The sequence below is a fragment of the Allotamlana fucoidanivorans genome, assembly GCF_006265225.1.
GTDB classification, from domain to species: domain Bacteria; phylum Bacteroidota; class Bacteroidia; order Flavobacteriales; family Flavobacteriaceae; genus Allotamlana; species Allotamlana fucoidanivorans.
In genome coordinates, this window is sequence record NZ_VDCS01000005.1 from 129,473 (window position 1) to 154,493 (window position 25,021).

At 33.7% G+C, this 25,021-nt stretch carries 22 protein-coding genes; 11 read left to right on the forward strand and 11 right to left on the reverse strand.

Annotation, left to right across the window (positions count from 1 at the left end; all coding sequences use genetic code 11):
* Positions 1–121 precede the first annotated feature (121 nt).
* The gene (locus FGF67_RS06180) at positions 122–643 is read right to left on the reverse strand and encodes a hypothetical protein (RefSeq protein ID WP_139695798.1); all 522 of its coding nucleotides are present in this window, start codon (positions 641–643) and stop codon (positions 122–124) included.
* A gap of 160 nt (positions 644–803) precedes the next feature.
* Here FGF67_RS06180 and FGF67_RS06185 point away from each other — a divergent pair, with 160 nt between their 5' ends.
* The 4 genes from FGF67_RS06185 to FGF67_RS06200 all read left to right on the forward strand — a co-directional run bounded on the left by FGF67_RS06185 (position 804) and on the right by FGF67_RS06200 (position 4,708).
* Positions 804–1,754, forward strand: a complete 951-nt coding sequence (locus FGF67_RS06185; protein WP_139695800.1) for an NAD-dependent epimerase/dehydratase family protein — start codon at positions 804–806, stop codon at positions 1,752–1,754.
* 35 nt (positions 1,755–1,789) lie between these two features.
* On the forward strand, positions 1,790–2,377 hold the full coding sequence (locus tag FGF67_RS06190) for a HupE/UreJ family protein (RefSeq protein WP_139695803.1): 588 nt from the start codon (positions 1,790–1,792) through the stop codon (positions 2,375–2,377).
* Between the two features lie 310 nt (positions 2,378–2,687).
* A complete protein-coding gene (locus FGF67_RS06195) occupies positions 2,688–3,119 on the forward strand; it encodes a deoxycytidylate deaminase (RefSeq protein ID WP_139695805.1) in 432 nt (143 codons plus the stop codon).
* A complete protein-coding gene (locus tag FGF67_RS06200) occupies positions 3,119–4,708 on the forward strand; it encodes a S41 family peptidase (RefSeq protein ID WP_139695807.1) in 1,590 nt (529 codons plus the stop codon). Before FGF67_RS06195 ends, FGF67_RS06200 begins: the two co-directional genes overlap by 1 nt.
* A 1-nt stretch (position 4,709) precedes the next feature.
* On the opposite strand, the gene FGF67_RS06205 is transcribed toward FGF67_RS06200, so the two are convergent.
* The 3 genes from FGF67_RS06205 to FGF67_RS06215 are packed head-to-tail and all read right to left on the reverse strand — an operon-like array spanning position 4,710 to position 6,133.
* The gene (locus FGF67_RS06205) at positions 4,710–5,318 is read right to left on the reverse strand and encodes an NAD(P)/FAD-dependent oxidoreductase (protein WP_139695809.1); all 609 of its coding nucleotides are present in this window, start codon (positions 5,316–5,318) and stop codon (positions 4,710–4,712) included.
* Positions 5,311–5,523 (reverse strand): hypothetical protein, encoded by a 213-nt coding sequence (locus tag FGF67_RS06210; RefSeq protein ID WP_139695811.1) that lies wholly within the window; start codon positions 5,521–5,523, stop codon positions 5,311–5,313. Before FGF67_RS06210 ends, FGF67_RS06205 begins: the two co-directional genes overlap by 8 nt.
* 22 nt (positions 5,524–5,545) lie before the next feature.
* Positions 5,546–6,133, reverse strand: a complete 588-nt coding sequence (locus tag FGF67_RS06215) for a MarC family protein (RefSeq protein WP_139695813.1) — start codon at positions 6,131–6,133, stop codon at positions 5,546–5,548.
* A 111-nt stretch (positions 6,134–6,244) separates the two neighbouring features.
* Here FGF67_RS06215 and FGF67_RS06220 point away from each other — a divergent pair, with 111 nt between their 5' ends.
* From FGF67_RS06220 to FGF67_RS06230, 3 genes are all read left to right on the forward strand, one after another.
* Positions 6,245–6,808: a DUF3109 family protein gene (locus FGF67_RS06220; protein WP_139695815.1), complete on the forward strand. Its 564-nt coding sequence runs from the start codon at positions 6,245–6,247 to the stop codon at positions 6,806–6,808.
* Between the two features lie 418 nt (positions 6,809–7,226).
* A complete protein-coding gene (locus FGF67_RS06225; RefSeq protein ID WP_139695817.1) occupies positions 7,227–8,501 on the forward strand; it encodes a ribonucleotide-diphosphate reductase subunit beta in 1,275 nt (424 codons plus the stop codon).
* Between the two features lie 3 nt (positions 8,502–8,504).
* Positions 8,505–10,298 carry a ribonucleoside-diphosphate reductase subunit alpha gene (locus FGF67_RS06230; protein WP_139695819.1) on the forward strand — a complete coding sequence of 598 codons (1,794 nt, stop codon included), beginning with the start codon at positions 8,505–8,507 and terminating at the stop codon, positions 10,296–10,298.
* Positions 10,299–10,381: 83 nt separating this feature from the next.
* Here FGF67_RS06230 and FGF67_RS06235 read toward each other — a convergent pair whose 3' ends face one another.
* Both FGF67_RS06235 and ppnP read right to left on the reverse strand, forming a co-directional pair.
* The gene (locus tag FGF67_RS06235; RefSeq protein ID WP_139695821.1) at positions 10,382–11,212 is read right to left on the reverse strand and encodes an OmpA/MotB family protein; all 831 of its coding nucleotides are present in this window, start codon (positions 11,210–11,212) and stop codon (positions 10,382–10,384) included.
* A gap of 80 nt (positions 11,213–11,292) precedes the next feature.
* A complete protein-coding gene (gene ppnP, locus FGF67_RS06240; protein ID WP_139695823.1) occupies positions 11,293–11,574 on the reverse strand; it encodes a pyrimidine/purine nucleoside phosphorylase in 282 nt (93 codons plus the stop codon).
* Positions 11,575–11,901: 327 nt separating this feature from the next.
* Between ppnP and FGF67_RS06245 the strand changes: the two genes are divergently transcribed.
* Both FGF67_RS06245 and FGF67_RS06250 read left to right on the forward strand, forming a co-directional pair.
* Entirely contained in the window at positions 11,902–12,426 is a 525-nt protein-coding gene (locus FGF67_RS06245) for an RDD family protein (RefSeq protein ID WP_139695825.1), read from the forward strand.
* Between the two features lie 14 nt (positions 12,427–12,440).
* Positions 12,441–14,207: a Na/Pi cotransporter family protein gene (locus FGF67_RS06250; protein ID WP_139695827.1), complete on the forward strand. Its 1,767-nt coding sequence runs from the start codon at positions 12,441–12,443 to the stop codon at positions 14,205–14,207.
* Between the two features lie 60 nt (positions 14,208–14,267).
* Here FGF67_RS06250 and FGF67_RS06255 read toward each other — a convergent pair whose 3' ends face one another.
* Both FGF67_RS06255 and FGF67_RS06260 read right to left on the reverse strand, forming a co-directional pair.
* Positions 14,268–16,604, reverse strand: coding sequence for an inorganic phosphate transporter (locus FGF67_RS06255; protein WP_139695830.1), 2,337 nt, complete (start codon positions 16,602–16,604; stop codon positions 14,268–14,270).
* A 71-nt stretch (positions 16,605–16,675) separates the two neighbouring features.
* Complete coding sequence (locus FGF67_RS06260) at positions 16,676–17,872, reverse strand: porin (protein ID WP_139695832.1); 1,197 nt, start codon at positions 17,870–17,872, stop codon at positions 16,676–16,678.
* A gap of 383 nt (positions 17,873–18,255) precedes the next feature.
* On the opposite strand from FGF67_RS06260, the gene FGF67_RS06265 reads away from it, so the two are divergent.
* A complete protein-coding gene (locus FGF67_RS06265; protein ID WP_139695834.1) occupies positions 18,256–18,573 on the forward strand; it encodes a toxin-antitoxin system YwqK family antitoxin in 318 nt (105 codons plus the stop codon).
* 85 nt (positions 18,574–18,658) lie between these two features.
* Here the strand turns inward: FGF67_RS06265 and FGF67_RS06270 are convergent, their stop codons facing one another.
* From FGF67_RS06270 to FGF67_RS06280, 3 genes are all read right to left on the reverse strand, one after another.
* Positions 18,659–19,852 (reverse strand): hypothetical protein, encoded by a 1,194-nt coding sequence (locus FGF67_RS06270; RefSeq protein WP_139695836.1) that lies wholly within the window; start codon positions 19,850–19,852, stop codon positions 18,659–18,661.
* Between the two features lie 181 nt (positions 19,853–20,033).
* Positions 20,034–22,790 carry a TonB-dependent receptor gene (locus FGF67_RS06275; protein WP_139695837.1) on the reverse strand — a complete coding sequence of 919 codons (2,757 nt, stop codon included), beginning with the start codon at positions 22,788–22,790 and terminating at the stop codon, positions 20,034–20,036.
* Between the two features lie 257 nt (positions 22,791–23,047).
* Positions 23,048–23,428, reverse strand: a complete 381-nt coding sequence (locus tag FGF67_RS06280; protein ID WP_139695839.1) for a carboxypeptidase-like regulatory domain-containing protein — start codon at positions 23,426–23,428, stop codon at positions 23,048–23,050.
* A 244-nt stretch (positions 23,429–23,672) separates the two neighbouring features.
* Between FGF67_RS06280 and dgt the strand changes: the two genes are divergently transcribed.
* A complete protein-coding gene (gene dgt, locus FGF67_RS06285) occupies positions 23,673–25,013 on the forward strand; it encodes a dGTP triphosphohydrolase (protein ID WP_139695841.1) in 1,341 nt (446 codons plus the stop codon).
* Positions 25,014–25,021: the final 8 nt, after the last annotated feature.

Genomic DNA, 25,021 nt, shown 5'->3' on the forward strand with positions numbered 1-25,021 from the left:
TCAGATTACAAATTACTAATATTAATCTGTGATAAGATTAATATTTGTTTCTTGTTAACAAAAATTTAGCAAAATTTTATAACTAGGAAATAAAAAATCACTTCAAATGAACGTAAGACCACTAAGGTTTTTCAATGGTACGCGTATCGAACTCTATTTTTTTATTTAATTGAAGTTTTAAATTTGAAAACGAAACAAGGAAATCTTTAATCGCTACAAGCAATTCATCTTTTGTTGTAGTTGATAAGTTTGAAATACTTTCTAGCTCATAAATTTTAGTTTCAACCACCAAAATTCTGGCATCAATAGAGGGAGATTTAGCAGCCTCGGGAATATCTTTTTTTAAGTCTTTTATGAGCAGAACAATCGCCTTATTATTATCATTGAAAAAACTTAAATCGGCAACCTTCACCTTATTTACAACATCATTTTGAAGCTGAACAAAAGGTGTCCAGTCTCTTACAACTTGTCGTGTTTTATCATCTAATTCGTAATCGGTATACTTTAAAGCAGCAACTTCTTTTTCTGAAATTAATGCAACCTTTTCTGTTTTAGTTGGGTTTGTTACATTTTCATCTTGATTTTGCTTACAGCTAAAAACCAAAACAAATAAACAAAAGAAAGTTATACCTGTTATACGCATGACCATGTTGACTTTAAATAATGTACTGCAAATATAGAGTAATCATTGTTTTTTCAATCATAATTCAATATCATCAAATTATAAATTTTCTAAGAAAAAAATACATTATTATCATTTTAAACTTATTATTTTTGAAAATTCTATATTAATACGGTAGTATATGGATCCTAAAATACTAATCATTGGGGCATGTGGACAAATTGGTTCTGAACTCACATTTAAACTGCGCGATCTCTACGGAGCCGATAACGTTGTTGCGAGCGACATTAGTTACAGCAATTTAGATGTGGTTAATTCTGGTATTTTTGAGATTGTTGACGCTAAAGACTATACAAGTGTAAAAACATGTATTGAAAAGTTTAACATAAACACTGTATATCTTATGGCTGCTATGCTGAGTGCTACGGGCGAAAAATTCCCAATGGAAGCTTGGGATTTAAACATGATATCTCTGTTTAATGTATTAAATTTAGCCAAATCTAACTTTATACACAAGGTGTTTTGGCCCTCAAGCATTGCCGCGTTTGGCACTACAACACCTACTGATTATACGCCGCAGTATACTATTATGGAACCATCAACCGTTTATGGCATTACAAAACAGGTTGGTGAACGTTGGTGTGAATACTATCACAATAAATATGGTGTTGATGTACGAAGTATTAGATATCCGGGTATTATTAGCTGGAAGACCTTACCTGGTGGAGGCACAACAGATTATGCCGTAGAAGTTTATCATGAAGCTATAAAACATAAGTCGTATGAATGTTTTTTAAAACAGGATACTAAATTACCTATGATGTTTATGGATGATGCCATCAACGCTACGGTGAATATTATGAAAGCCGACAGCAAAGCCATTAAAATACGATCGTCATATAATTTAGCGGCCATAAGCTTCACTCCAAGTGATATTGAAGCGTCTATACAGAAGCATATGCCAGAGTTTAAAATGACCTATGCTCCTGATTACAGACAAGCCATTGCTAATAGCTGGCCTAAAAGTATCAATGATTCATACGCCAGACAAGATTGGAATTGGAAACACAGATTTTCATTAGATGAAGTCACAGAGGAGATGCTATTCCAGCTAAACAAGAAGTATAAATAATTTGTATCTTTGGCGCTCCCTAAATCTTAATTATTATGCTTGAAAATTTTTGGTTTAATGTAGAGTATGGCATCAATCATGTTCTTGATATTAATGCCTACGATCATGTTTTATTTCTCATAGTATTAACCATACCCTATGTGTTTAAAGATTGGAAACGTGTACTTTTACTAGTTTCTATGTTTACTTTAGGGCATACCCTGTCATTGGTACTATCAACTTACGGTATAGTAAGCGTAAATGCTTCGTTAGTAGAATTTTTAATTCCAATAACGATATTGGTTGTAGCTCTTTTTAATGTGTTTACCGCAGGCAAAGGTGCACAAAAAGAGAAAGTTGGTGTTCTATTTTTATCTACGTTATTTTTTGGATTGATTCACGGTTTAGGCTTTGCGCGTGAATTTCAAATTTTACTAGGAGAACAGGATAGCAAGCTCATGCTGTTACTAGAATTTGCTTTAGGTATTGAGATTGCTCAAATCATCATTGTGTTTATTGTATTGTTTTTAGGTTATATGGTGCAAACTATATTCAGATTTTCAAAACGGGACTGGATTATGGTAATCTCAGCCATTGTTGTTGGCTTGGTAATTCCTATGATTTTAAACAGTGATTTTATTTAGAACACGCTATTCACATTAAAATGTAGTAGTAGCGAAATTGTTAAGCAGTAAAATTAAAATACTTTTTTAACATACTTAAACGGTTTAATTCAAAAATTAGTTAAACTTTCCTAAAAACTTTCCTGTCTGGCATTGTAATTAAAATACGAACAGAGTATATTCGTTATATTATTTCGCGTTAAGGATTGAAGTGAAAATCCTTTTGCTTTTTCGCCAAAGATTGTAGCGGAAAGCCTGACCCGAATGGTTGTAAACTTTCAATATATTTTGCAACTAATTATGAGGGTAACGCCATAATTAAAAAAAAGGAATGCCTAAACATAAACAGCTAAAGTACGATAAAGCTTATTTGAGAATAGCTAAAGAATGGGGAAAACTATCTTATTGCAATCGCAGACAAGTAGGCGCCATTATTGTAAAAGATAGAATGATTATTTCAGACGGTTACAATGGAACACCGTCGGGGTTTGAAAATTTTTGTGAAGATGAAGCAGGTTACACTAAATGGTATGTGTTGCACGCAGAAGCCAATGCCATTTTAAAAGTAGCCTCATCGACTCAATCTTGCAAGGGAGCTACCTTATATATCACGATGTCGCCCTGTAAAGAATGTAGTAAATTAGTGCATCAAGCAGGTATAGTAAAAGTGGTTTATCACGAGGCTTATAAAGACGATTCGGGTCTGAAGTTTTTAGAAAAAGCAGGAATTGTACTTGAACAAATTGAAGATTTAAAAGCGTAATGTCATATCAAAAAAAATATTTGCCTTTAGTATTAGGAGTGGCTATAGCCGCAGGTATTTTTATTGGTGGTAAATTAAGTTTTACAGATGCGCCAGACAGATTATTTTCAACCAATAGTAAAAAAGACAAGCTAAACAGACTTATTGATTATATTGAATATGATTATGTAGATGACATTAATACCGATAGTATTGTTGATGTTACGGTAAATGGTATTTTAGAAAATCTAGATCCTCATTCGGTTTACATTCCTAAAGAAGACATGTCGCGCGTTGCTGAAGAAATGAAAGGCGACTTTGTTGGAATTGGGGTTAGTTTTTATACTTATAAAGATTCCATTGCGGTGATAAGAGCCATTGAAAACGGACCAAGTGACAAAGCCGGTATAAAAGGAGGAGATAGAATCCTTTTAGCAGATGGCGATACACTTTATGGCGACAAGATTGATGATAATGATTTGGTAAAAAAACTGAAAGGCCCTATTAATTCAAAAGTTAAACTCACAGTTTACAGAAAAGGAGTACCCAAACTATTAAAATTCACAGTAAAACGTGGCAAAATCCCACTAAAAAGTGTTGATGCCGCCTATATGATTACAGACAAATTAGGCTATATTAAAGTTAATCGATTTGCCGAATCTACCTACAAAGAGTTTAAAAAGGCTTTAAGTCAATTAGAAGACTTAGGTGCCACTGAAATAGCCTTAGATTTGCGTGGAAATCCAGGTGGGTTTTTAGGCATTGCCGAGCAAATGGTAGATGAATTTCTTGAAAATGATAAACTTATTTTGTTTACAAAGAATAAGCGTGGTGATATTGATGAAAGTTACGCCACCAGCAAAGGTGATTTTGAAGACGGCAAGGTATATGTGCTTATTGATGAAAATTCGGCTTCGGCCAGTGAAATTGTAGCAGGGGCTTTACAAGATAATGACAAGGGCACCATAGTTGGTAGGCGATCTTATGGCAAAGGATTGGTACAGCGTGAAATGGACTTGGGAGATGGTAGCGCTGTTCGCTTAACTGTTTCCAGATACTACACCCCTACGGGGCGCTCTATTCAAAAACCATATAGCAAAGGCCATAAGGATTATTACGATGAGTATTTTGACAGATTGAACAGTGGCGAGCTTTTAGATCCTGAAAAAATTAAAGTAGACGATTCATTAAAGTTTACCACACCTGGCGGCAAAGTAGTTTATGGCGGCGGCGGTATTATACCTGATGTTTTTGTCCCTATTGATAATAGCATGGAGAATGAAACATTAGCCTTTTTACAACGTAGAGGTTTTTTTGGAAACTTTGTATTTGAAACACTGGAAAACGATAGACATGCTTATGATGCCTTTTCAAAAGCTGAGTTTATAAATAAGTTTAAGGTTGGTGATGATTTGGTTTATGCTTTTCAAGATTACCTAAACATACGATCAGATTCAAAAGTGACTTTTGTAGCTTATCATGATGAGGTTAAACAATACATCAAGGCAACGCTTGCCGATCAGTTATTTGGTGGTGGTGCGTTTTACGAAGTATTTAATCAAAGAGACATCATGATTGATGAGGTGATTAAGTTAAGTCAAGGCGAATAAATTAGTTTTCAATTTTATCATGTACCTTTGTATGCCTACCACTATTCCAAAGCGTTAAAATATCTGTAGCTACATGGGCGCCACTTCCCGAAGCGATTGAAAATTGACTGCGCCATCCTGCTAATGTACCCGCAACATAAAGATTCTCTTCTATAAGATGATCATTGTTTTTTAACCAGATACGATCTTTTTCAATAGCAGCTCTTGGGTGTGGTTCAACGTATTGTTCTAAACCTTTAATACGCATTAAACTGGTGTAACCTACCGCAACTACCACAAGTTTTGTGGTATAAGCATTCTTATTTGTTTTTATTAAAAAACGTTCTTTTTGTCGTGAAATTTCTAACACCTTTTCATATTCAATTTGAGTAACATGGGGATATAACTCAGAAAGTTGTTGTTTGCCACGCTCAAGAACAGAAGCGCCTGTAGTGTTTGGAGGTAGCCCCAAAACATTATTAAAAAGAGCGGTCTGCAAATGTGATGCTTTTTGATGAATGATAATACCAACATGCTTGTTTTTAGCAAACGGTTTATTCTTGGCAGAACCTAGCACCAAAGCGCAAGACATACCAGCAGCTCCGCCACCAATAATTAAAGCATCATACATTGTTACGGTGATCTTTTACTTTTTTCTCTATGCGTTTTGAAACAAGAAGAATAACCATTAATACGATGGCACAAAGGGATGCTAATAATGTAATCATACCAATCATACTTTCGCCTTCAAAAGGTGCTGTCATACTAATTTTTGTAGCGTTATAAACTCCCAAACTTGCGGCCGCAATAATGATAAAAAAGATAAAATATTTCATAAAAAACCTGTTTGATGCAAATTTAAGCAATATCAAATAAAGCTTTTATATTGTGTGCAAAGAGTTTTACAGCAATAGCTAGTAATACCACTCCAAATACTTTTCTAATAATGTTGATGCCATTTTGCCCAATAAGTCGTTCAATTCGTGCTGACGTTTTCAGAACCATATAAATAATAACAACGTTCATAATTACAGCTACCACAATGTTCTCGGTACTAAATTCTGCCCTAAGTGACAGCAATGTGGTTAAACTTCCAGGTCCAGCAATTAACGGAAAAGCCAAAGGAAACACTGCTGTGGTCATGGCATCATGATCTTCTTGCTTGTATAGGGTAATACCTAAAATCATTTCAAGTGCTATAAAAAACAAAATAAATGCACCAGCAACTGCAAAGGAATTAACATCTATACCAATAAGGTTTAAAATACTTTTTCCTAAAAACAGAAAAACGACAAGAATAACTCCTGCTATCACAGCTGCTTTTTCACTTTGTATATGACCTGCTTTTTTTCGTAAATCAATCACTATTGGAATGTTTCCAACAATATCAATAACAGCAAACAACACCATAAATGCAGTGAATATTTCTTTAAAATTAAACGACATAAGTATTGATTTTTAAATTTTCGGCAAAAGTATACCATTATTCTTGAATTATCTTAAATTTTAATGATAAAGTTTGTCTATTTTTGTGGCCTGTTTTTAATATGTATACTTATGTTTCAGTTAGGTAAAACCATCATATCTGAAGATATAATTGAGAAGGATTTTTTATGCAATTTAAGCACCTGTAAAGGGGCATGTTGTATTGATGGTGATGCAGGTGCTCCCTTAGACGAAGCCGAAGCTGAAATTTTAGAAACTATCTATCCTAAAGTAAAACCTTTTTTAAGAAAAGAGGGTATTGAAGCTATTGAAGAGCAAGGTGCGTATATCAAGACAGAAGAAGGTGAATTAGAAACTCCTTTAATTCATGGTGCCGATTGTGCTTACGTTATATTTGATGAAAAGCAAACAGCGCTTTGCGCGATAGAAGAAGCTTATAATCAAGGTGAAGTAGACTGGAAAAAACCTGTATCCTGTCATTTATACCCTGTTCGTGTTCAAGATTACAGTGAATTTTCGGCTGTTAATTATCATAAATGGCAAATTTGTGATGACGCTTGTACCCTTGGAAAAGAATTACAAATTCCTGTTTATAAATTTGTTAAAGAAGCCTTAATAAGAAAATTTGGCGAAGATTGGTATGCGGAGCTAGAAAAGGTTGCCAAAACTTTTTAACAACATTAAATTAACCTATTAATAACATTGAAAAACCCTTATTTTAAAAGGGTTTTTGTTTTTTAAAGAGTTATCTTTTTTGTAAACTTTTTTTATTTCACAAAAACTTAATACACTTAAAACCAGAATATTAATAGTTTTTTTGTGTAAACTTCTCGATCTTTAGTGTTTTTATTATTTGTTAAAAACTTGTTGAAAACGTTTTATCCTCCCTTGAAAATTGTATCAATCATTTTGCAATATTTGTTAAACCCAAATCTGATTAAAAATACCATTTTAGTTTAATACATGTTTATTAATGTCATCCATTTAAAGTGACTTTAAAACAAAATTATTTTAAAGCGTATCACCTAATTTGATGTGTTTTTAACAACCAACCTGTGCCTAATGCAAAATAATTATAACTAATACCAGTTTTATGGGAATATCACATATTATAAAACGAGACTACGAGACTACGCCGTTTTTACTTGAAAAAATTACCAACGCCATAGAAAAAGCGATGAGTTCAGTAAACCATGGTTCGAGAGCAGATGCGGAAACTATTTCTGATCGCGTATTTGAAGCGCTTTTAGCTAGAAAGGCTGTTGATTCAAGATACATACCTACTGTAGAACAGGTACAAGACATTGTTGAAGACAAATTAATGGACAGTGCTTTTCATGATGCAGCTAAGGCCTATATTTTGTATAGAGATGAACAGGCCAGAAAACGTAAAACAAACATATTTGAAAAGCGTATTAATTTAAAACCTTATGAATACCCAGATTTATATGAGTATGTAAATGCCATCAGACATTCCTACTGGATTCATACTGAGTTTAATTTTACTAGTGACATTCAAGATTTTAAGGCAGAGCTTACAACAACAGAAAAATCTGCTATTAAAAATACCATGTTAGCTATTTCGCAAATTGAAGTTGCTGTAAAAACATTTTGGGGAGACATTTATCAAAAAATGCCAAAACCAGAAATAGGGTCTGTAGGCGCCACCTTTGCAGAAAGTGAAGTACGCCACCATGATGCATACTCGCATTTACTTGAAATTTTAGGCCTTAATGCAGAGTTTAAAGCCCTTAAAAAGAAGCCCGTTATTATGCGACGTGTTCACTATTTAGAAACAGCGCTTAAAAACTCAAAAAGTGAAAATATTCAAGAGTATGCCGAGTCTATTTTACTGTTCTCACTTTTTATTGAGCATGTGTCTTTGTTTTCACAGTTCTTAATCATCATGGCCTTTAACAAGCATAAAAACATGCTAAAAGGTATTTCAAATGTGGTTGAAGCTACATCAAAAGAAGAACAAATTCACGGTGATTTTGGTATTGATGTTATAAAAATCATTAAAAAAGAAAATCCAGATTGGTTCGGATCTGACTATAATGATAAAATTCAAACCATATGCAAAGCGGCATATAAAGCAGAAAGCGATATTGTAGATTGGATTTTTGAGGATGGCGAATTGGATTTCTTACCAAAAGAAGTGGTTAATGAGTTTATTAAAAACCGATTTAATAATTCATTAGAAAGCATAGGTATTGATAAAGTATTTGAAGTAAACGATGAATTATTAGCTCAAACTGAGTGGTTTGATGATGAAATAATAGGCACCAAGCATGGCGATTTCTTTGTGAAACGATCCATTAATTATAGCAAAAGAACCAAAAGTATAACCAGTGACGACCTTTTTTAAAACATGAAAATTAACACACACCAACCAGAAACACAAACAGAACAACAGTCTAGCAAAGAACAACTTCTTAAAGCAAGAAAAGAGCAAATTAAGAGTGCTCATCAAAAACAAGTAGCTGAATTAAAATTTGAATGGCTAACTGAAAATAGTCGCAAATTTTTACAATCAGGCTATTTAACAGACAATACAACCCCTGAAGAGCGCATTCGTGAAATTGCTGAACGTGCAGAACAGATTTTGAAAATTGACGGTTATGCAAACAAGTTTTACAAGTATATGTCTGAGGGTTTTTTCTCTTTAGCCTCACCCGTTTGGTCTAATTTTGGAAAGAAAAGAGGATTGCCAATAAGTTGTTTTGGGTCTAACATTGCTGATGATATGGGTAACATTCTCTATACGCAATCAGAAGTTGGCATGATGTCTAAGTTAGGTGGTGGTACTTCTGGCTATTTTGGTAACTTAAGGCATAGAGGAGCGCCTGTAAAAAACAACGGATCCTCATCTGGAGCGGTACATATCATGCAACTTTTCGAAAAAATGGTTGATGTTGTAAGCCAAGGGTCTGTAAGACGCGGTCGTTTTTCTCCATATTTACCAGTGGAGCACCCAGATATTCATGAGTTTTTAGAAATTGGGACCGAAGGAAATGCCATTCAGGAGTTAACTCACGGTGTGACTGTTACTGACAAATGGATGGAAGAGATGATTGAAGGTGATGTTGATAAACGTTCTATTTGGGCAAAAGTCATTCAACGAAGAGGTGAAATAGGGTATCCATATATTTTCTTTAAAGATCACGCCAACAATCAAGCGGCCGATGTCTATAAAGACAACAAACATCAAATTGTTGCCAGTAATTTATGTACGGAAATCATGTTACCTTCTAATGACAAATGGTCTTTTGTATGTGTGTTATCTTCAGTGAATTTATTGCATTATGATAAATGGAAAGATACCGATGCCGTTGAAACTATGGTGTATTTCTTAGATGCTGTAATCACTGAGTTTGTTGAAAAGCTGGAAGAATATAGAGATTCTGAAGATTTAGATGACAGGCAAACCTTCATGTTTATGGAGCGGGCTTATAATTTTGCTAAATCAAATAGAGCACTTGGTTTAGGTGCCTTAGGCTGGCATTCTTTACTGCAATCTAAAATGTTAGGATTTGATAGTCAAGAGGCATATAACTTAAACAGTGAAATATTTAAGCTTATTCAGGAGAAATCCTATAAAGCTTCTGAAGAATTAGCAAAACTATATGGAGAACCAGAAGTTTTAAAAGGCTATGGCAGACGAAATGCCACGTTAAATGCTATTGCACCTACAACATCTTCAGCCTTTATTTTAGGACAGGTATCGCAAGGTATTGAGCCTATTTGGTCTAATATCTACGTAAAAGATATTGCCAAAATAAAAACCACTATTAAGAATCCGTACTTACAAAACTTGTTGGAAGAAAAAGGCATGAATACTCCAGAGGTATGGCGTAGTATTCGTGATCATGATGGATCGGTACAACATTTAGAGTTTTTAACAGAGCATGAACGCGATGTATTTAAAACCTATTCTGAAATTGACCAATTGACTATTATATATCATGCGGCAAACAGACAAAATCATATTGATCAAGGCCAGTCTGTAAATATTATTGTGCACCCAGATATGCCTGTAAAAGACATTAATAAAATTTATGTTACCGCTTGGAAACTTGGCTTAAAATCTCTCTATTATCAACACAGTATGAATGCCGCTCAAAAATTTAAACAAAAGAAAGAGTGCGCTAGTTGCGAAGGATAATTGCTACAACAAAAAGTTGTTAATCAAAAAAAGCATCTCAAAAATTTGAGATGCTTTTTTATTATATTCCTTTCGTTTAACTCCTAGCTTTCATCAGCCATTAAAGCAAAAAACTTATCTAAGTTTGGAAGAATAATAATTCTTGTTCTTCTATTTTTTGCTCTATTTTCATCTGAATCATTTTCAGCAACTGGTTGGTAACTACTACGACCAGCGGCAATTAATTTTTCAGGTGCTACATTGTATTTGTTTTGAAGCTTTCTAACTACTGATGTTGCTCTTAAAACACTTAAATCCCAATTATCAGCAATGTTTACCGTATTTATAGTTCTTGAATCTGTATGTCCTTCAATCATAACATCTAAACTAGCTTCAGAATTGATAACATCAGCTAATTTTTGTAAAATAGGATCAGCTTTTGAACTTAATCTATAACTTCCTGTATTAAACAACATGTTATCTGCAATAGAAATCATAACAACGGTACCATCAATATTTACAGCAAAGTCTTCATCTTCATTTAAGTTGCTTTTATCAATAACTTTTTCAAGGTTATAAGCAACCGCTAAATTCATAGAATCTTTTAATGTTTTTGCCTGAGCTAATTTCTCAGCATCAACATGCTTCAAAGTTTCACGCATTTTAGCCTTAGTATCTTCAGATATTACAGCAACATTCTCAACAACATCTAATTTAGCATCGTTTTCCTCTTTTAATGAAGCAATTTTTGTGTTGTAACGATCAACTCGTTCTTGAATTTGTGCAAATTTTGCTTCTAAATCTTCTTTTTCAACTCTGGTTTTTTGCAACTCACTTCTTATTTCGCCATTTTCTTGTTGAAGCGCTACATACTTCTTTTTTGAAACGCACGAAAGTGTAAGCACGGTAAGGAGTAAAATTGAAATTTTTTTCATAATAATAATTTTAGGTTTACTTCATTTACGTAAATAACCCACATTCAGATTATGAAATTGTATTTTTTTTAGCTGAAGGCTTATTTATACTGACACAGATAAGAAACCTGTTTTGTCACTTTAACCTTAAAACTTTTATTCGCATCAATTTTATAGGACTCACCAGATTGGTACGTTTCCCAATCTGTACTTTCAGGTAGTTGTACCAACATTTCGCCTTCAATAACGGTCATGGTTTCATGCGTTGTGGTACCAAATTCATAAGAACCTGCTTCCATAACACCAATAGTAGATTTTCCTTCAGTTGTGGTGTATCCTAAAGATTTTACTTGCCCACCAAAATATTCGTTTGTAGATATCATAAAGTTAAGTTTTTTGGCAAATTTAGTCATCTTAATAAAAAAACATTCTGTATTCACCTATAAAAACAGTCATCAAAAACACTTACATGAATAAGAAAGTTATATATTTAATGTGAATTCGATATAAGAATCCATTATTTATGGCTTCATTACCATTAAATATGGATGATGTCACTTCGAGTAGACTCGAGTAGCCTTAAATTTATGCTTTTCATTAGGTCTCGATTCTAATCGATTTACCATTTAAATTGTTAAAATCAGAAATGTAGCAAAAAATATTATGTCGAACTCACATTATTTTAGGGATACTAATCAAATATATAGCATATGGATGCTCAATTTTCTGTAACGCCAGATTTATATGCCAGTAAAGGAAGTCGTTTTACCAATTATATTATTGACCTACTTCTTTTTATTGGGTTGTTCTATGGTGTCATCATATTAATTTCTGTCCTCGTTTATACGTTTGTTGATGATGTTACTGGATTTGAAAATTTTGTTGATGGCTTAGAACATGTAAATCCGTTTTTAGACAGATTAGTTACAGGAAGCATGCTCGCTTTACTATACTTTTTTAGTGAATGGTTGTTGAAAGGCAGGACGATTGGAAAGTATATTACAAAAACAAAAGTGGTTATGTTGGATGGGTCCAATCCAGAACCCATAGACTTTTTAAAAAGAAGTTTTTCAAGAATTATTCCTTTTGAAGCGCTTTCTTTTTTGGGGGCAGGAGGTCGTGGTTGGCATGACACCCTTTCTAAAACATTTGTGGTAGATATTGAGCGGTTTCATGCAAAGCAGGACGCGCTTTCAGCCTTAGATGATATTGGTAAAGACATGGATGTTTTATGATTTTTTCCTGATACATGCTAAAGAAATCAATTTTTTTTGTGGGTCTGGTTGTATTAGGCATTATTTTATACCTGAATCCTAATTTTAGAACCATTTCAGCAGGTATTGCCATTTTACTTTTTGGTATGGTGATGCTTGAAGAAGGCTTTAGGGTTTTTACAAAAGGACCTCTACAACTTATATTAAAAAAAGCCACAGACAAACTTTACAAAAGCATTTCTGCGGGAGCTATAGTCACCGCCCTTATTCAATCAAGTTCTTTAGTTTCTGTTATAACTATTTCATTTATTAGTGCTGGTTTAATATCTCTGGCAGGCGGGTTAGGACTCATTTTTGGCGCTAACATAGGCACCACAGCAACGGCCTGGTTAGTAGCAGGTTTTGGTATTAAAATTCAAATTTCGGCATTAGCCATGCCTATGTTGGTATTTGGTGTGGTATTCACATTTCAAAAAAATATCACCTTAAAAGGTGTTGGACATGTACTTGCTGGTTTAGGTTTTTTCTTTCTAGGCATTCATTATATGAAAGAAGGTTTTGAGGTGTTTAAAACCCATATTGATTTATCTGAATATGCTATTTCTGGGTTTTTAGGCGTGATTGTATATACAGGTTTAGGCGTTTTAATTACGACTATATTACAGTCGAGCAGTGCCACATTAGCCTTGATATTAACCGCTTTGTCTGCTGGTCAAATTGAATATGAGAATGCACTGGCGTTGGCTATAGGCGCCAATATAGGCACTACTGTTACCGCTGTTTTGGGAGCTTTAGGAGCTAATATTGCGGGAAAACGATTAGCAGCTGCTCACTTTATTTTTAATAGTATTACGGGTATTGTTGCCATACTATTAATTTTTCCCTTGGCTCGTTTAGTTAATAACATTGCCGATTTTACCCATATATCGGCTACAAACTACACCTTAAAACTTGCCATATTTCACACTATTTTTAACGTATTAGGTGTTGTTTTGATGATTCCTTTTATAAAGCAATTAGAAGCATTATTAATGCGGTTTATAAAAGATAAAGGAACATCTAAGGATGTCAACGAGCCCAAATATCTTAATTCTGCGGTATTGAAATTTCCTAGCACCGTAATATCAGCATTGCTTAAAGAATCAACGTTTCTTTTTGAAAATAGCATATTTGAAATTGTATCGCACGCTTTAAACATTCACAGAATCGATGTGAAATCTTTTGAAAAATTAAATTCAATAATAGATAAATCTGATATAGATTTTAAGATAGATATTAACGATTTATACTACTCAAAAGTTAAAATAATCTATAGTGAGATTATTAAATATGCCTCTATAGCCCAAAGTAAATTGAAATTAAACACCAACCAAATTAAGGCCATTACAAATATTAAAATAGCCAATAGAAAAATGGTTGAAATTATAAAAGACAGCAGAGAATTAAATAAAAACATTTCTTTCGCCATGGGAACTGATAATGAGCATTTGCAAAAAGAATATGATGGCTATCGAAAAAAAATCATCAACGTGCTGCGCATTATCTATTTGTCAAGAACAGAAAGCGATGAAACAAAATACACCTTAAAATTAAAAGACCTCAAAAAAGAAGCAAAACACAAAATAAGATCAAGCAACAAGTCTATTGACAAACTCATTAGGAAAAATTTAATTTCCGCCGAAGAAGCTTCGTCTTTATTTAATGATTACACAAATGTAAATGCTATCATTAAAAAACTCATTGATGTAGCCGAATTACTTTATGGTAAAATCGACTCTCTACTTGATGAAAATGGGCATTAAAACAAAAGCCATTATTTCTAATAAAAATAATGACTTTTTGTTCAGTAGTTTTATTTAAACTTAACTTTCTTTTTTATCTTTTCCTTCAACAACAGTAATGGCATCAACTACATCAAGCGTGGCAGGTTTTACCGAACCATCATGAGCATCATGATACTCTTCTAACAGATTCATTGTAGCCACCAGTAAATCTTTAGTTTCTAGCAATAGACCAAAATAAAGTGTGGTGTTCTTCGGGCTAGATTCTTCTGTTCTTGTACGCTCTACTTGTTTTTGAATCTTTTCTGTTAACATGTTGAACAACTCATCTTTTTCATTTAAAATATCACCAATCACATCAAAGGAATGTGCTTCATAGGCCTCTTTGGTGTCATTGAATAATTTTTCAAGAGCATCATCAACTTCTTTCAACTCTTTTATTTGGTTGAATTTTAATTTTTTATGATTGTTATGAACATGCTTATGACTTACCTTTGAAATGTACTCCAAAGATTGTGTCATATCTTGTAAGTATCCTAAAATATTTATATAAAAATTACTTGCTCCAACACTAGAGTCGTCTAAATTTTTAATAAAATAGAAAATATTATCACGTAAGCCTTCCACCTCTTGAGATAGCTTAAGTATTTGCTTGTTATTCTTTTTTAACAAGGCTAAATCTTGTTTAGCAAGTCCGTTAATGGAGTTTGTATAAATCTTATTTCCACGTTTTACAACATTGGCTATATTACCAGCACTTTCATGAATAACGCCTTGAACAGAACTACTCTCAGCTTTTATTAAACTATCTTCTGCCTTAATTTCTTTTGACTTTTTGCTATGCACCATAGAACTCCTAATCAAGAGTGAAAAGGCTGTCAGTAGTAAAATAGGGAACATTACATTAACGTTCAAGTTTAATAGATAAGCCACTAAAGCAGCTGCTGTAAAGGCGCTAATGGCTGTAAAAAACCATCCGCCAATTACATTAATTACACCAGCCACACGGTACACCGCACTTTCTGCTCCCCATGCGCGGTCTGCTAATGATGACCCCATAGCTACCATAAACGTTACATAAGTAGTAGATAGAGGTAGTTTATACGACGTTGCAATTGAGATTAACACAGCTGCAACCATAAGGTTAACTGCCGCCCTAACCAAGTCAAAAGCGGGTAAGTCTACTTTTTTGTTTTTAGCAATAGCCAAAGTAGGAACTTCAAATTGCTTGTCAATTTTTTGCTGCCAAGATTCCGGTAGCATATATGCCGTCATTTGAGACATTAGCATGGCAGATCTTACAAAACCACGAGATAAAAAGTTAGGTTGAAAACGCTCTTTAGTTTCTCCTTGGCTAGATAAATCTAATGACGTTTTAACCACATTTTTGGCCTTAGTAGAGAACCATAAAGTAAGCACCATTACCATACCTGCTATAAATAATAGCCAGTTATTTGTTGGAACTTTTTTGGCTAAAACTTCCATAGAAAATTCACCAGCCGCCAACCCTGAGGCAGTCCATTCTTGAAACGCATTATAAGCCGCTACAGGAACACCAATAAAGTTTACCAAATCATTACCAGCAAATGCAAGCGCTAAAGCAAATGTGCCAACCACAATGATTAACTTGTAAATATTTGTTTTAGCAAAGGAAATAAACACATACGAAAGCAAAGACCAAAATACAGAAGATACCACAACAATGGAGAGTACTTGCTGTTCTAAAAAATCTTTCATGGTACCGCCGCCAAGAATATCAAAAGACTGGCTTGCATAAGATGTTCCTTTTAAGCCTTTCATAAAAATAAAATAGGTGATTGCAGTTAAGGCAAAACCACCAAACAAAGCACCTACCCAAGTGGCTTTCTTTTCAAAATTGTATGATAATAGCAATCTACAAACCCATTGTACAATAGCCCCAATGGAAAAGGCAACCACTACCGAGAGTAAAATACCAAAAATAATTTGAGAGGCTTTTGAGGTATTTATGTAGTTAATAACATCACTAAAATTTCCACCATCATGACCAATTTTTATTAAGGCTATGGCTACCGCAGCTCCCAATAATTCAAATACAATAGAAACCGTTGTTGAGGTTGGCATACCCACCGAATTGAAAAAATCGAGCAGAAGAATATCGGTTATCATGACCGCCATAAAAATGATCATGATTTCATCAAACATAAATTCTCCTGGATTAAAAATACCTTTTCTGGCAACTTCCATCATACCGCTTGAAAAAACGGCGCCAACTGCTACCCCTAAACTGGCAACAATCATGATGGTTTTAAAAGAAATAGCTTTAGACCCAATGGCCGAATTCAAAAAGTTTACTGCATCATTACTAACCCCAACCACCAAATCAGCAATCGCTAAAATGGCTAAGGCTATAATCATGTACAAATAAATGTTATCCATAGGATTTTGTTGAATTAAGTTTGCAAATATCATGAGTATTATTGAGTAATGTGTTATGTAATTGTTATATTTTAAAAGTGTATATCCATTTGTAAACGCGCCATAAATTCATTGGCTTTACCTTGAATATCTGTATAGCTAATATCACTTTGCACTTTTAGCTTATGCCCCACCAAAAACTTAGAAAACCCAAGTGTATACATAGCGCTTGAATTCACTTTTGTTATCTCATCCATTTTAATATTTGAGTACCTACCTGTAACTTCCCAATTTGATGGAAACAAATATCCAGATTGTATGTTAAGACCCTGACCAATTTGCACAATCTGACCTGTTTCTGTACCATCAGAGTTCTTAGCAATGGGGTCATCGGCAATTCTGTCAGCGTATTCAAACATCAAAGAATACCCCTTGTACTTAAACATACCATCAATAAAAACAGTGTTAATATTGGTTTCATAAAAACCAGTATCACCATCTATACGCATGTAACTTCCTTGATTACTTCTAGTTTTTACTGCGTTGTTATGATATTCATAACTGGCTGCTACCGAAAGTTTAGGTGTTTGTTCCCTTTTTAAATCGGAACCTTTGTAATCACCTTTGCTTTGAAAATTCCCAAAAGGAAGGAGCTCTAGTCTGCCCACATATTGGTGACCACCAAGGTTTCCACTCGTTACATTACGACCTTCACCTTGTGACAGAGAAAATATTTCTCTTAAAATGAATTTATCTGTGAGATTAATATGATGTCGCAGTTGGAAACCAATATCACGGTCTATATTGAAGCGTCTGTTTAAAATAGATCGGTCTACTAACTGTAGATTTCCTGAAGAAATAACACGTTCTCTATTTCCAGGAAGTTTGCCTTGCCCCACCCATAATTCAAAGTTTTGGAAAAAATTCCATTCCACACGAGCATCCATAATAAACCTTGGAGATCCTGAGGTAAACTCCGAAGATCCTCCAGACATATCTCTGTTTGATAAGCCTGCCTCAAATTTATAACGTAATTTTGGAGAATAGATAAAACCTTTAAGTTTCAATCTTGAACGGCGCACTAAGAAATTTAAATCATTAGGCCCATTTTCTTGCCACGTGGAAACGCCGAGTAATTGAAACCTAAAGGCAAAATTCATGGTAAAGGTACTGTCTTTACCAATAATATTAAAAAGTCCTTTGCCAAATTCGGCAGTTTTTACCTCCTGTGCAAATACAGTTGCGCAAGTAAGCAGAATCACCCCAAATAGGGTAGATTTTGTTTTCATTAATGTATCAGTTTTTGTCGCTGCAAAGAACCAACAATAATGTTAACTTAATGTTTCCTTAATGTTAAATAAGGGATATAAAAAAGACTGCCTCGGCCACAGGCAGTCTCATTAGAAATCATGATAATGTAGTCGACAAAAACTAATAGATTATATGAAATACTAATTATTGTCTTAAGACAAGAGCAAATATCACTGTTTAAATTGATGTTAATGTAACCTTAATATTAACTAATTATTAAGGTTATCTCGTATTTAATAATATTGCAAAATGATGAAAGACAATATTTAATAATTTCAATGTTAAATTAATGTTATGTAATTGTTGTTTGAAAGTTAACAAATTTATATCTTTACTTTATAATATTAAAATCCCCATAATTATGAAGAAATCAATTTCATTTCTTTTTGCCTTATTAATAACTGTGGTTTCTTTTGCTCAACAAAAAAGAGTATTAAAGCATAACAAAGACACCAATCTTATTGAGGTAGTTTATTATCATGACAATGGTGTAGTAAGTCAAACTGGAACTTATACAGCAGATGGTAAATTACATGGTGTGTGGCTAAGTTATGACACAGAAGGCAAAAAAATCGTTTCTGCAAATTATGATAATGGGAAGAAAGTCGGCAAATGGATACACTGGGTAAACGGTGAAAAAAAAGTAGTAGATTATAGTAAAAATGTTGCTTCGTTATAAAGCGATCGTGTTTATTTAAATAAAAAAGCATCCTAAATTTAGGATGCTTTTTTATTTGATAGCGTTTGAAAAGCTATGTTATCTCTTATTTTGTTACAACAAAACTTGGATTTGCCCAAGCAAAAGCTGATAAATCAGCACCTACACCTGCCTTTGTTTGCACTGTATTATTAGCAGGAACTGTGATACCATCAGTGATTTCAGAAACAACTCCTGTAAGTGTTCCACCAATTTTATCATCACCAACTGTTCCTTGAGCATAAGCATTTGTAATAGTTAACTCTCCGTCTCCTTTATCATCTTTTGTGTCAATTCTATTTCCAAATGACGCAGTTCCATAAGCTGCAAATAAGATATTGTTAATAGTAGCTACTGTACCTCTTCTTATTTCTGCTCCTGCTTTAAGCTGTACATCTGGATTTAAGTTAAGAATGGTTACATTTTTTAACGTTGGCGTAGAAATTGGAGTAGCCGTAGCGTCTGAACTGTTGCTATCCCCTTCAATTCCTCTTGGGTCATCAGTTGCAGCATCAAAACCATCATTACGAACACCAAAAGCGTTTGTTATTGTTCCTGTATAACCACCAGTCCAATCAAACATATCATCTGCAATATTTGAGCAATACACGTTAGTTACATTTACCGTGCCTCCAAAAAATTCAATACCATCATCATTTCCATTATTTACCACAATGTTATTTACCACAGTTTTATTACCAACACCAAAGAAAGAAATACCATTAAACTCTTGCTCACCGTTAATTTTCGCACCCGTATATTCAGCGATTACATAGCTTAGCTCGCCAGAGTTATCATCAGCCTCAGTACCACCGTATAGTAATCCTGCAACTTCTGACTGTACATCGGTACCTTTGTTTGAAGGTGCTCTACCAGCCAATACTAAGCCACCCCAATCTCCTGCTTTTGGAGAGCTTGCATCAGAAGTAAATTTAATAGGTTGAGAGGCCGTTCCTTTTGCAATTAATTTAGCGCCTCTTTCTACGGCTAAAAAAACATCAGTTCTACCACTTTTGGCTTTAATTAGAGTTCCTGGCTCAATGGTTAAAGTAGCACCTGATTTTACTGTTAATGATCCTGTTAAGGTATACTCAATAGAAGACAGTAATTTGCTATCAGCAGATATTTCTCCTTTAATTTCATTCTCAATAATTTCTCCACCTTCTCCTGGAGGGGTAATAGTTCTATTATCATCATCAGATGAACAAGAAATAATTGAAGCCGTTAATACAAGTATTAATAATGTTTTTAAATTTTTCATTTTTATTATTCTAATTTGTTTTATTTATTATTTCAATGCAAAAGAAGTTATTAGTTTTAACTAGAGTTTTATCGGTATATTAGGATTATGTTAAGTATACAGGCCAATGTTAAGCCTATGTTTATAGATTATAGTCCATGATTTAATATAAAAAAAGCCTTCCAAATTGGAAGGCTAAGTTTTATAAATTAACAGAGAGTCCTGCTGAAATGGTAACACCTTTTTTATAAGTGTTCATAGTCAGTTTTTCAGGAATATCCCTATAGCGTTCAAAACTTGGATTCAGTAAATTTTTAGCGTTGAATTTAACTCCAATTTTTTTATTGAACTTATGGCTAAACACAAAGTCTATTATTGGTACCGCTTTTTCTATAATATTTTCTTTAAAGTTTGTACCAATACTAAATACTTTATCACTTTGATAGTTGAAAACTAATGTTGAAATAGTTTCTTTATCATTGTTAGTAAACTTGTATGATACATCGGCATTAATAGTAAAAGGTGATGCCCCTTCTAATTGTGAATTTGTCCCTGTGTAATTAAACAGCGTATTATTTGTATTAAACTTAAGATCTGTGTGCATGATAGTGGCGTTTGATCCAACACTTAAAATCTGAGCTTTATTTTCATCAATTTCATTATCTAAAATATCTACTTTAGCTTCAATTTCAGCACCAAAAACGGTAGCATCACCAGAGTTATCAAAAGTAAAATCACGTTCAACAGCCGAATTTCTTTCTAAACGGTTAATTGAATTTTCAATTATTTTACCAAACAACCCAACTGCAATTAATTCTGTTTTCTTTGGAAATAATTCAAACTTAATTTCAGCATTGTAATTATCTGATGGTAATAAACCTGGATTACCAGATTCTTGATAGTTGATACCTTCATAGGTAAAAGGAGCTATTTCTTTAAACTGTGGGTACGTGTATGTTACACTACCAGATGCTCTTAAATTAATCTTATCATTTAACTGATATTTTAAATTTAAAGCAGGTAAAATATATTGTTTATTTAAAGCAATTTCACTGTTGTTTGAAAAGCCTGGAAAGTCTATGTTTGTATCCCATGACACGTTCATTTTTACGTTTTCAGCTCTAACACCAACATTTGCAGTAAATTTTTCTCCAAACCTGTAAACCAAATCTCCATATCCAGCATGAATCGTTTTATCTGCATCATAAAGCTGAGGCAAATAAGTTTCTGGGTCCTCATTATTTCTTCCTCTTGAGGTTTCTACACCAAACACACCATCATTTAAGTTTGTTTGATTGAAAGTTGCATCAAGATTATCTACATCTACAAATGTAGTTCTTGGACTGGTGAAGTTGTGATCAAAATAGATACCATCAAACTTTCTTTTTGTGTATCTTCCGTTATAACCAAAAGCTACTTGCCCTTTATTTTCTAATCTACTCTCACCTATGTATTTAATAAAATTCAAATTTCCAGCGATATCTTCTTCAAATAAATTACCATAAAATCTACTATTATCTCTTACTGCGTTTTGTGAAATTCTGGTTCTGTTAAAGTCATTTTCAATAATGAACGTATTTTTTCTTCTGTCTGGTTCATCATTATAAATAGCATTATAACTAACACCAGCATTGATGTCAAAAGATTCTCCTATTTTATGTTCAGATAGCAACTGATTAACAAAAAGTTTGTTTTGTACTTCTGTTTGAAGGATTAAATTTACCAAACGGTTATCATCTTCATCACGCCCAATATCAGGTGTAGTTCCAATGAAATCTTCTATCGTTTGACTATTAGAGTGTATGAATAAATGGTTATAGCTAATCTTGTTGTTGTTATTAATTTTATAAGCTAAACTTCCCATCAGCATGTTGGTTACACCATAGTCATACGTTTGAGTGTCAAATTGTGTTCCTACGTTACCTACATCAACTATATTTTCTGATCTACCTTCCTGATAGTTATATGCATTACTGGTTGAACCAACAAGAAAGATGCTGATATTGCTTTCATCAGAAATGTTAATTTTGGTTCCGTAGTTTAAGCTTAATCCGAAATTAGGATTCGCTTTTATTTTGTTGGGCGAATAACTATTATCAAAACTATAAACCGTTAAATCTCTAACTTGGTGATGGGTGTTTTTTACGGTTCCGAACCAGTTTGAACCATCTATAGTTTTAAAATCTTTAAATGTAGTCTGCGTATTCATACCCGTTGAGACACCTATTTTAAAGAATGATTTTCCCGACATTTCTTTACTCACTATATCAACGTTAGCTCCAGCAACATCTGAAGAAATACTAGAATTGAAGGATTTTGAAATTCCAACATTCTGTATTATTCCTGAACTAAAAAGAGACAAATCAATGTTTTTGTTTCTAGGGTCGTTTGATGGAAGAGGCAAACCATTTAAAGAAGTACTATTATATCTATCTCCTAAACCTCTAACATAAATTTTACTTGAACCTTCCTTTCTGTTAACACCTGTTACTTTCAATGTAGCATCGGCCGCATCAGAAACGGCTTTCTTTTCCAATTCTTGTGCACCAATAGCTTGCTTGATAGTAACTGCCTTTTTCTGTTCAAGTAATAAAGCAGTTTCACTCTCGCGTTTGGTAGTAGTTGTTATCACAACTTCATCAAGAGAAGCTGCACTTGCACTCATGGTTACATTCAATTCGCTAACATTTCCAGCCGTTATTGTTACAGGAATTTCTTGAGTTTCATACCCTACAAAGCTAAAAACCAACACATAATCACCTACTTGAAGATCATTAAAGGCGTAAAGACCATCAAAATCTGAAGTGGTTCCTTTGGTCGTACCTTTTATAAGTACGTTAGCAAAAGCTAGTGGCTCGTTGTTATACTCTTTATCTGTAAGCTTACCAACTACAGATCCTGTTTGCGCATAGGTGAAACCTGTGATAAACAGTATTAACAATATCGTTATTTTTCTCATAATTTTTGTCTAGATTTCTTGGCGCAAAGGAACTACCGTTTTGTAAACATAGCGTTACCTCTTGGTTAAAGAACGGTAATAAAAGTGTTAGCTAAACGTTAAGACTTTCTCTTAAAAGTCAAATTTCATTACAATAAGTTAACATCAATATATTTGAGAATAACAAGATGCTTTATAATAAAAAAGCAACTTCCGTATAGTTGGAAATTGCTTTTATCTAATTTTATTCTAATTTCTTATTCTAAACCAACTAGAATTTAGTTATTTACAGTATTGCTTTTAGAATTATTACTTGCTAAGGCTGACACTAAATCGTCTAATGATATAGTGCTTGCAGCAAGTTGTAAGGTTACATAAGTGCTTTTGTTGTTAGTAACTTGAATTTTGGTTTCTTTCGTTTCGTATCCTACAAAACTGTACACCAAAGTATACTCTCCTGCTTTGATATCATTAATTGCAAAGTGCCCGTTTTCATCTGAAAGCACTTCAGCACCTGTTTCTTTAATAGAAATTTTTCCAAATATAAGCGGCGCGTTATTTGCCTCTAAATCTTGAAGGTTACCTTGTATAGTACCCGTATTTTGTGCAAAACCGAAGGCTGAAATAAAAAAGGCTACTAAATATATATATTGTTTCATTAGTTACAGTCTAATTTTTATGCAAAGAAACGAGCTCAAAACAATTTAAGTGTTACCACAAGTTTAAACATCCATGATTAAAATGTTATCTTAATGTTAACAGCATTCTCTTTTTAAATCCCAAAGACGCCATTTAAAAGATATATTTGAAATCTATTTTAAATTTAAAACACCCTTTGAAAAGCGTGTTTTACACTAATTTTTTCAAATACTTTAGTATATTGCCTGCACTTAAATGACGACAATGAATTGGGAACAGTTACTATCCTTAAAGCGCTTTGGCGACACCAATAAACGTATAAGAAAAGAACAAGATGAAACCCGACTGGGCTTTGAAGTAGATTATGACAGAATCATTTTTTCTTCAGAATTTAGAAGTCTTCAAGACAAAACACAGGTCATCCCGCTCTCTGAAACAGATTTTGTTCATACCCGTTTAACACATAGTTTGGAGGTAAGTGTTGTAGGACGCTCCCTTGGCCGACGTGTAGGCCAAAAGCTCTTAGAAAAGCACCCGCATTTGCAAAAGGTACACGGTTATCAAGCCAATGATTTTGGTGCTATTGTTGCGGCCGCAGCATTAGCTCATGACATTGGAAACCCGCCATTTGGACACTCTGGTGAAAAAGCTATTGGCGAGTTTTTTATAAACGGTTCTGGCAAAGCATTTAAAGATCAATTAACCGATAAAGAATATCAAGATTTATGTGATTTTGAGGGTAATGCCAACGGGTTTAAAATTTTAACCGAACACAGGAAAGGGCGCCTAGGGGGATTACGTTTAAGTTACGCCACACTCGGCGCTTTTATGAAATATCCAAAAGAATCCTTACCTAAAAAGCCATCACCACATATTGCTGATAAAAAGTATGGTTTTTTTCAGTCTGAAAAGGAGATTTTTTTAGAGGTTGCTTCTGAATTAGGATTAATAAAACGAAGTACTGAAAGTGTGAGCTTTTCAAGACATCCTTTGGCTTATTTGGTAGAAGCTGCAGATGATATTTGCTACACCATCATTGATTTTGAAGATGGTATTAATCTAGGTTTGATTCAGGAAGAATACGCTCTTGAATATTTATCAAAAATCATTAGAAATACCATAAAACCTGAAAATTACTATGCGTTGTCTACGAAACAAGATCGGATAGGCTATTTACGCGCTTTGGCTATTGGAAGCTTAATCAATGAAGCGGTAGACATATTTATGAAACACGAAGATGCTATTTTAAACGGAACGTTTGATTGCGCTTTGTTAGATAAAAGTCAGTACGAGGCTCAAATAAAAGATATTATTAAAATTAGTGTGGAAAACATTTATCAATCAACAGAGGTTATTGATAAAGAAATTGCAGGATATGGCGTTATCAATACCCTTTTAACCACCTATACCAGAGCCATAAATAACGGTTTTAATAATACCGCTTCAAATTATGACTCCCTAATTTTGAAAGGATTGCCAGACACTATTCATGTAACAGAACCCAGTTTATACAAGCGTTTGTCAAGTGTTTGTTATTACGTGTCTCTGCTCTCTGATAGTAAAGCAATTTTAGACTATAAAAAAATAAAGGGTATTGACTTCTAGCTTACCGG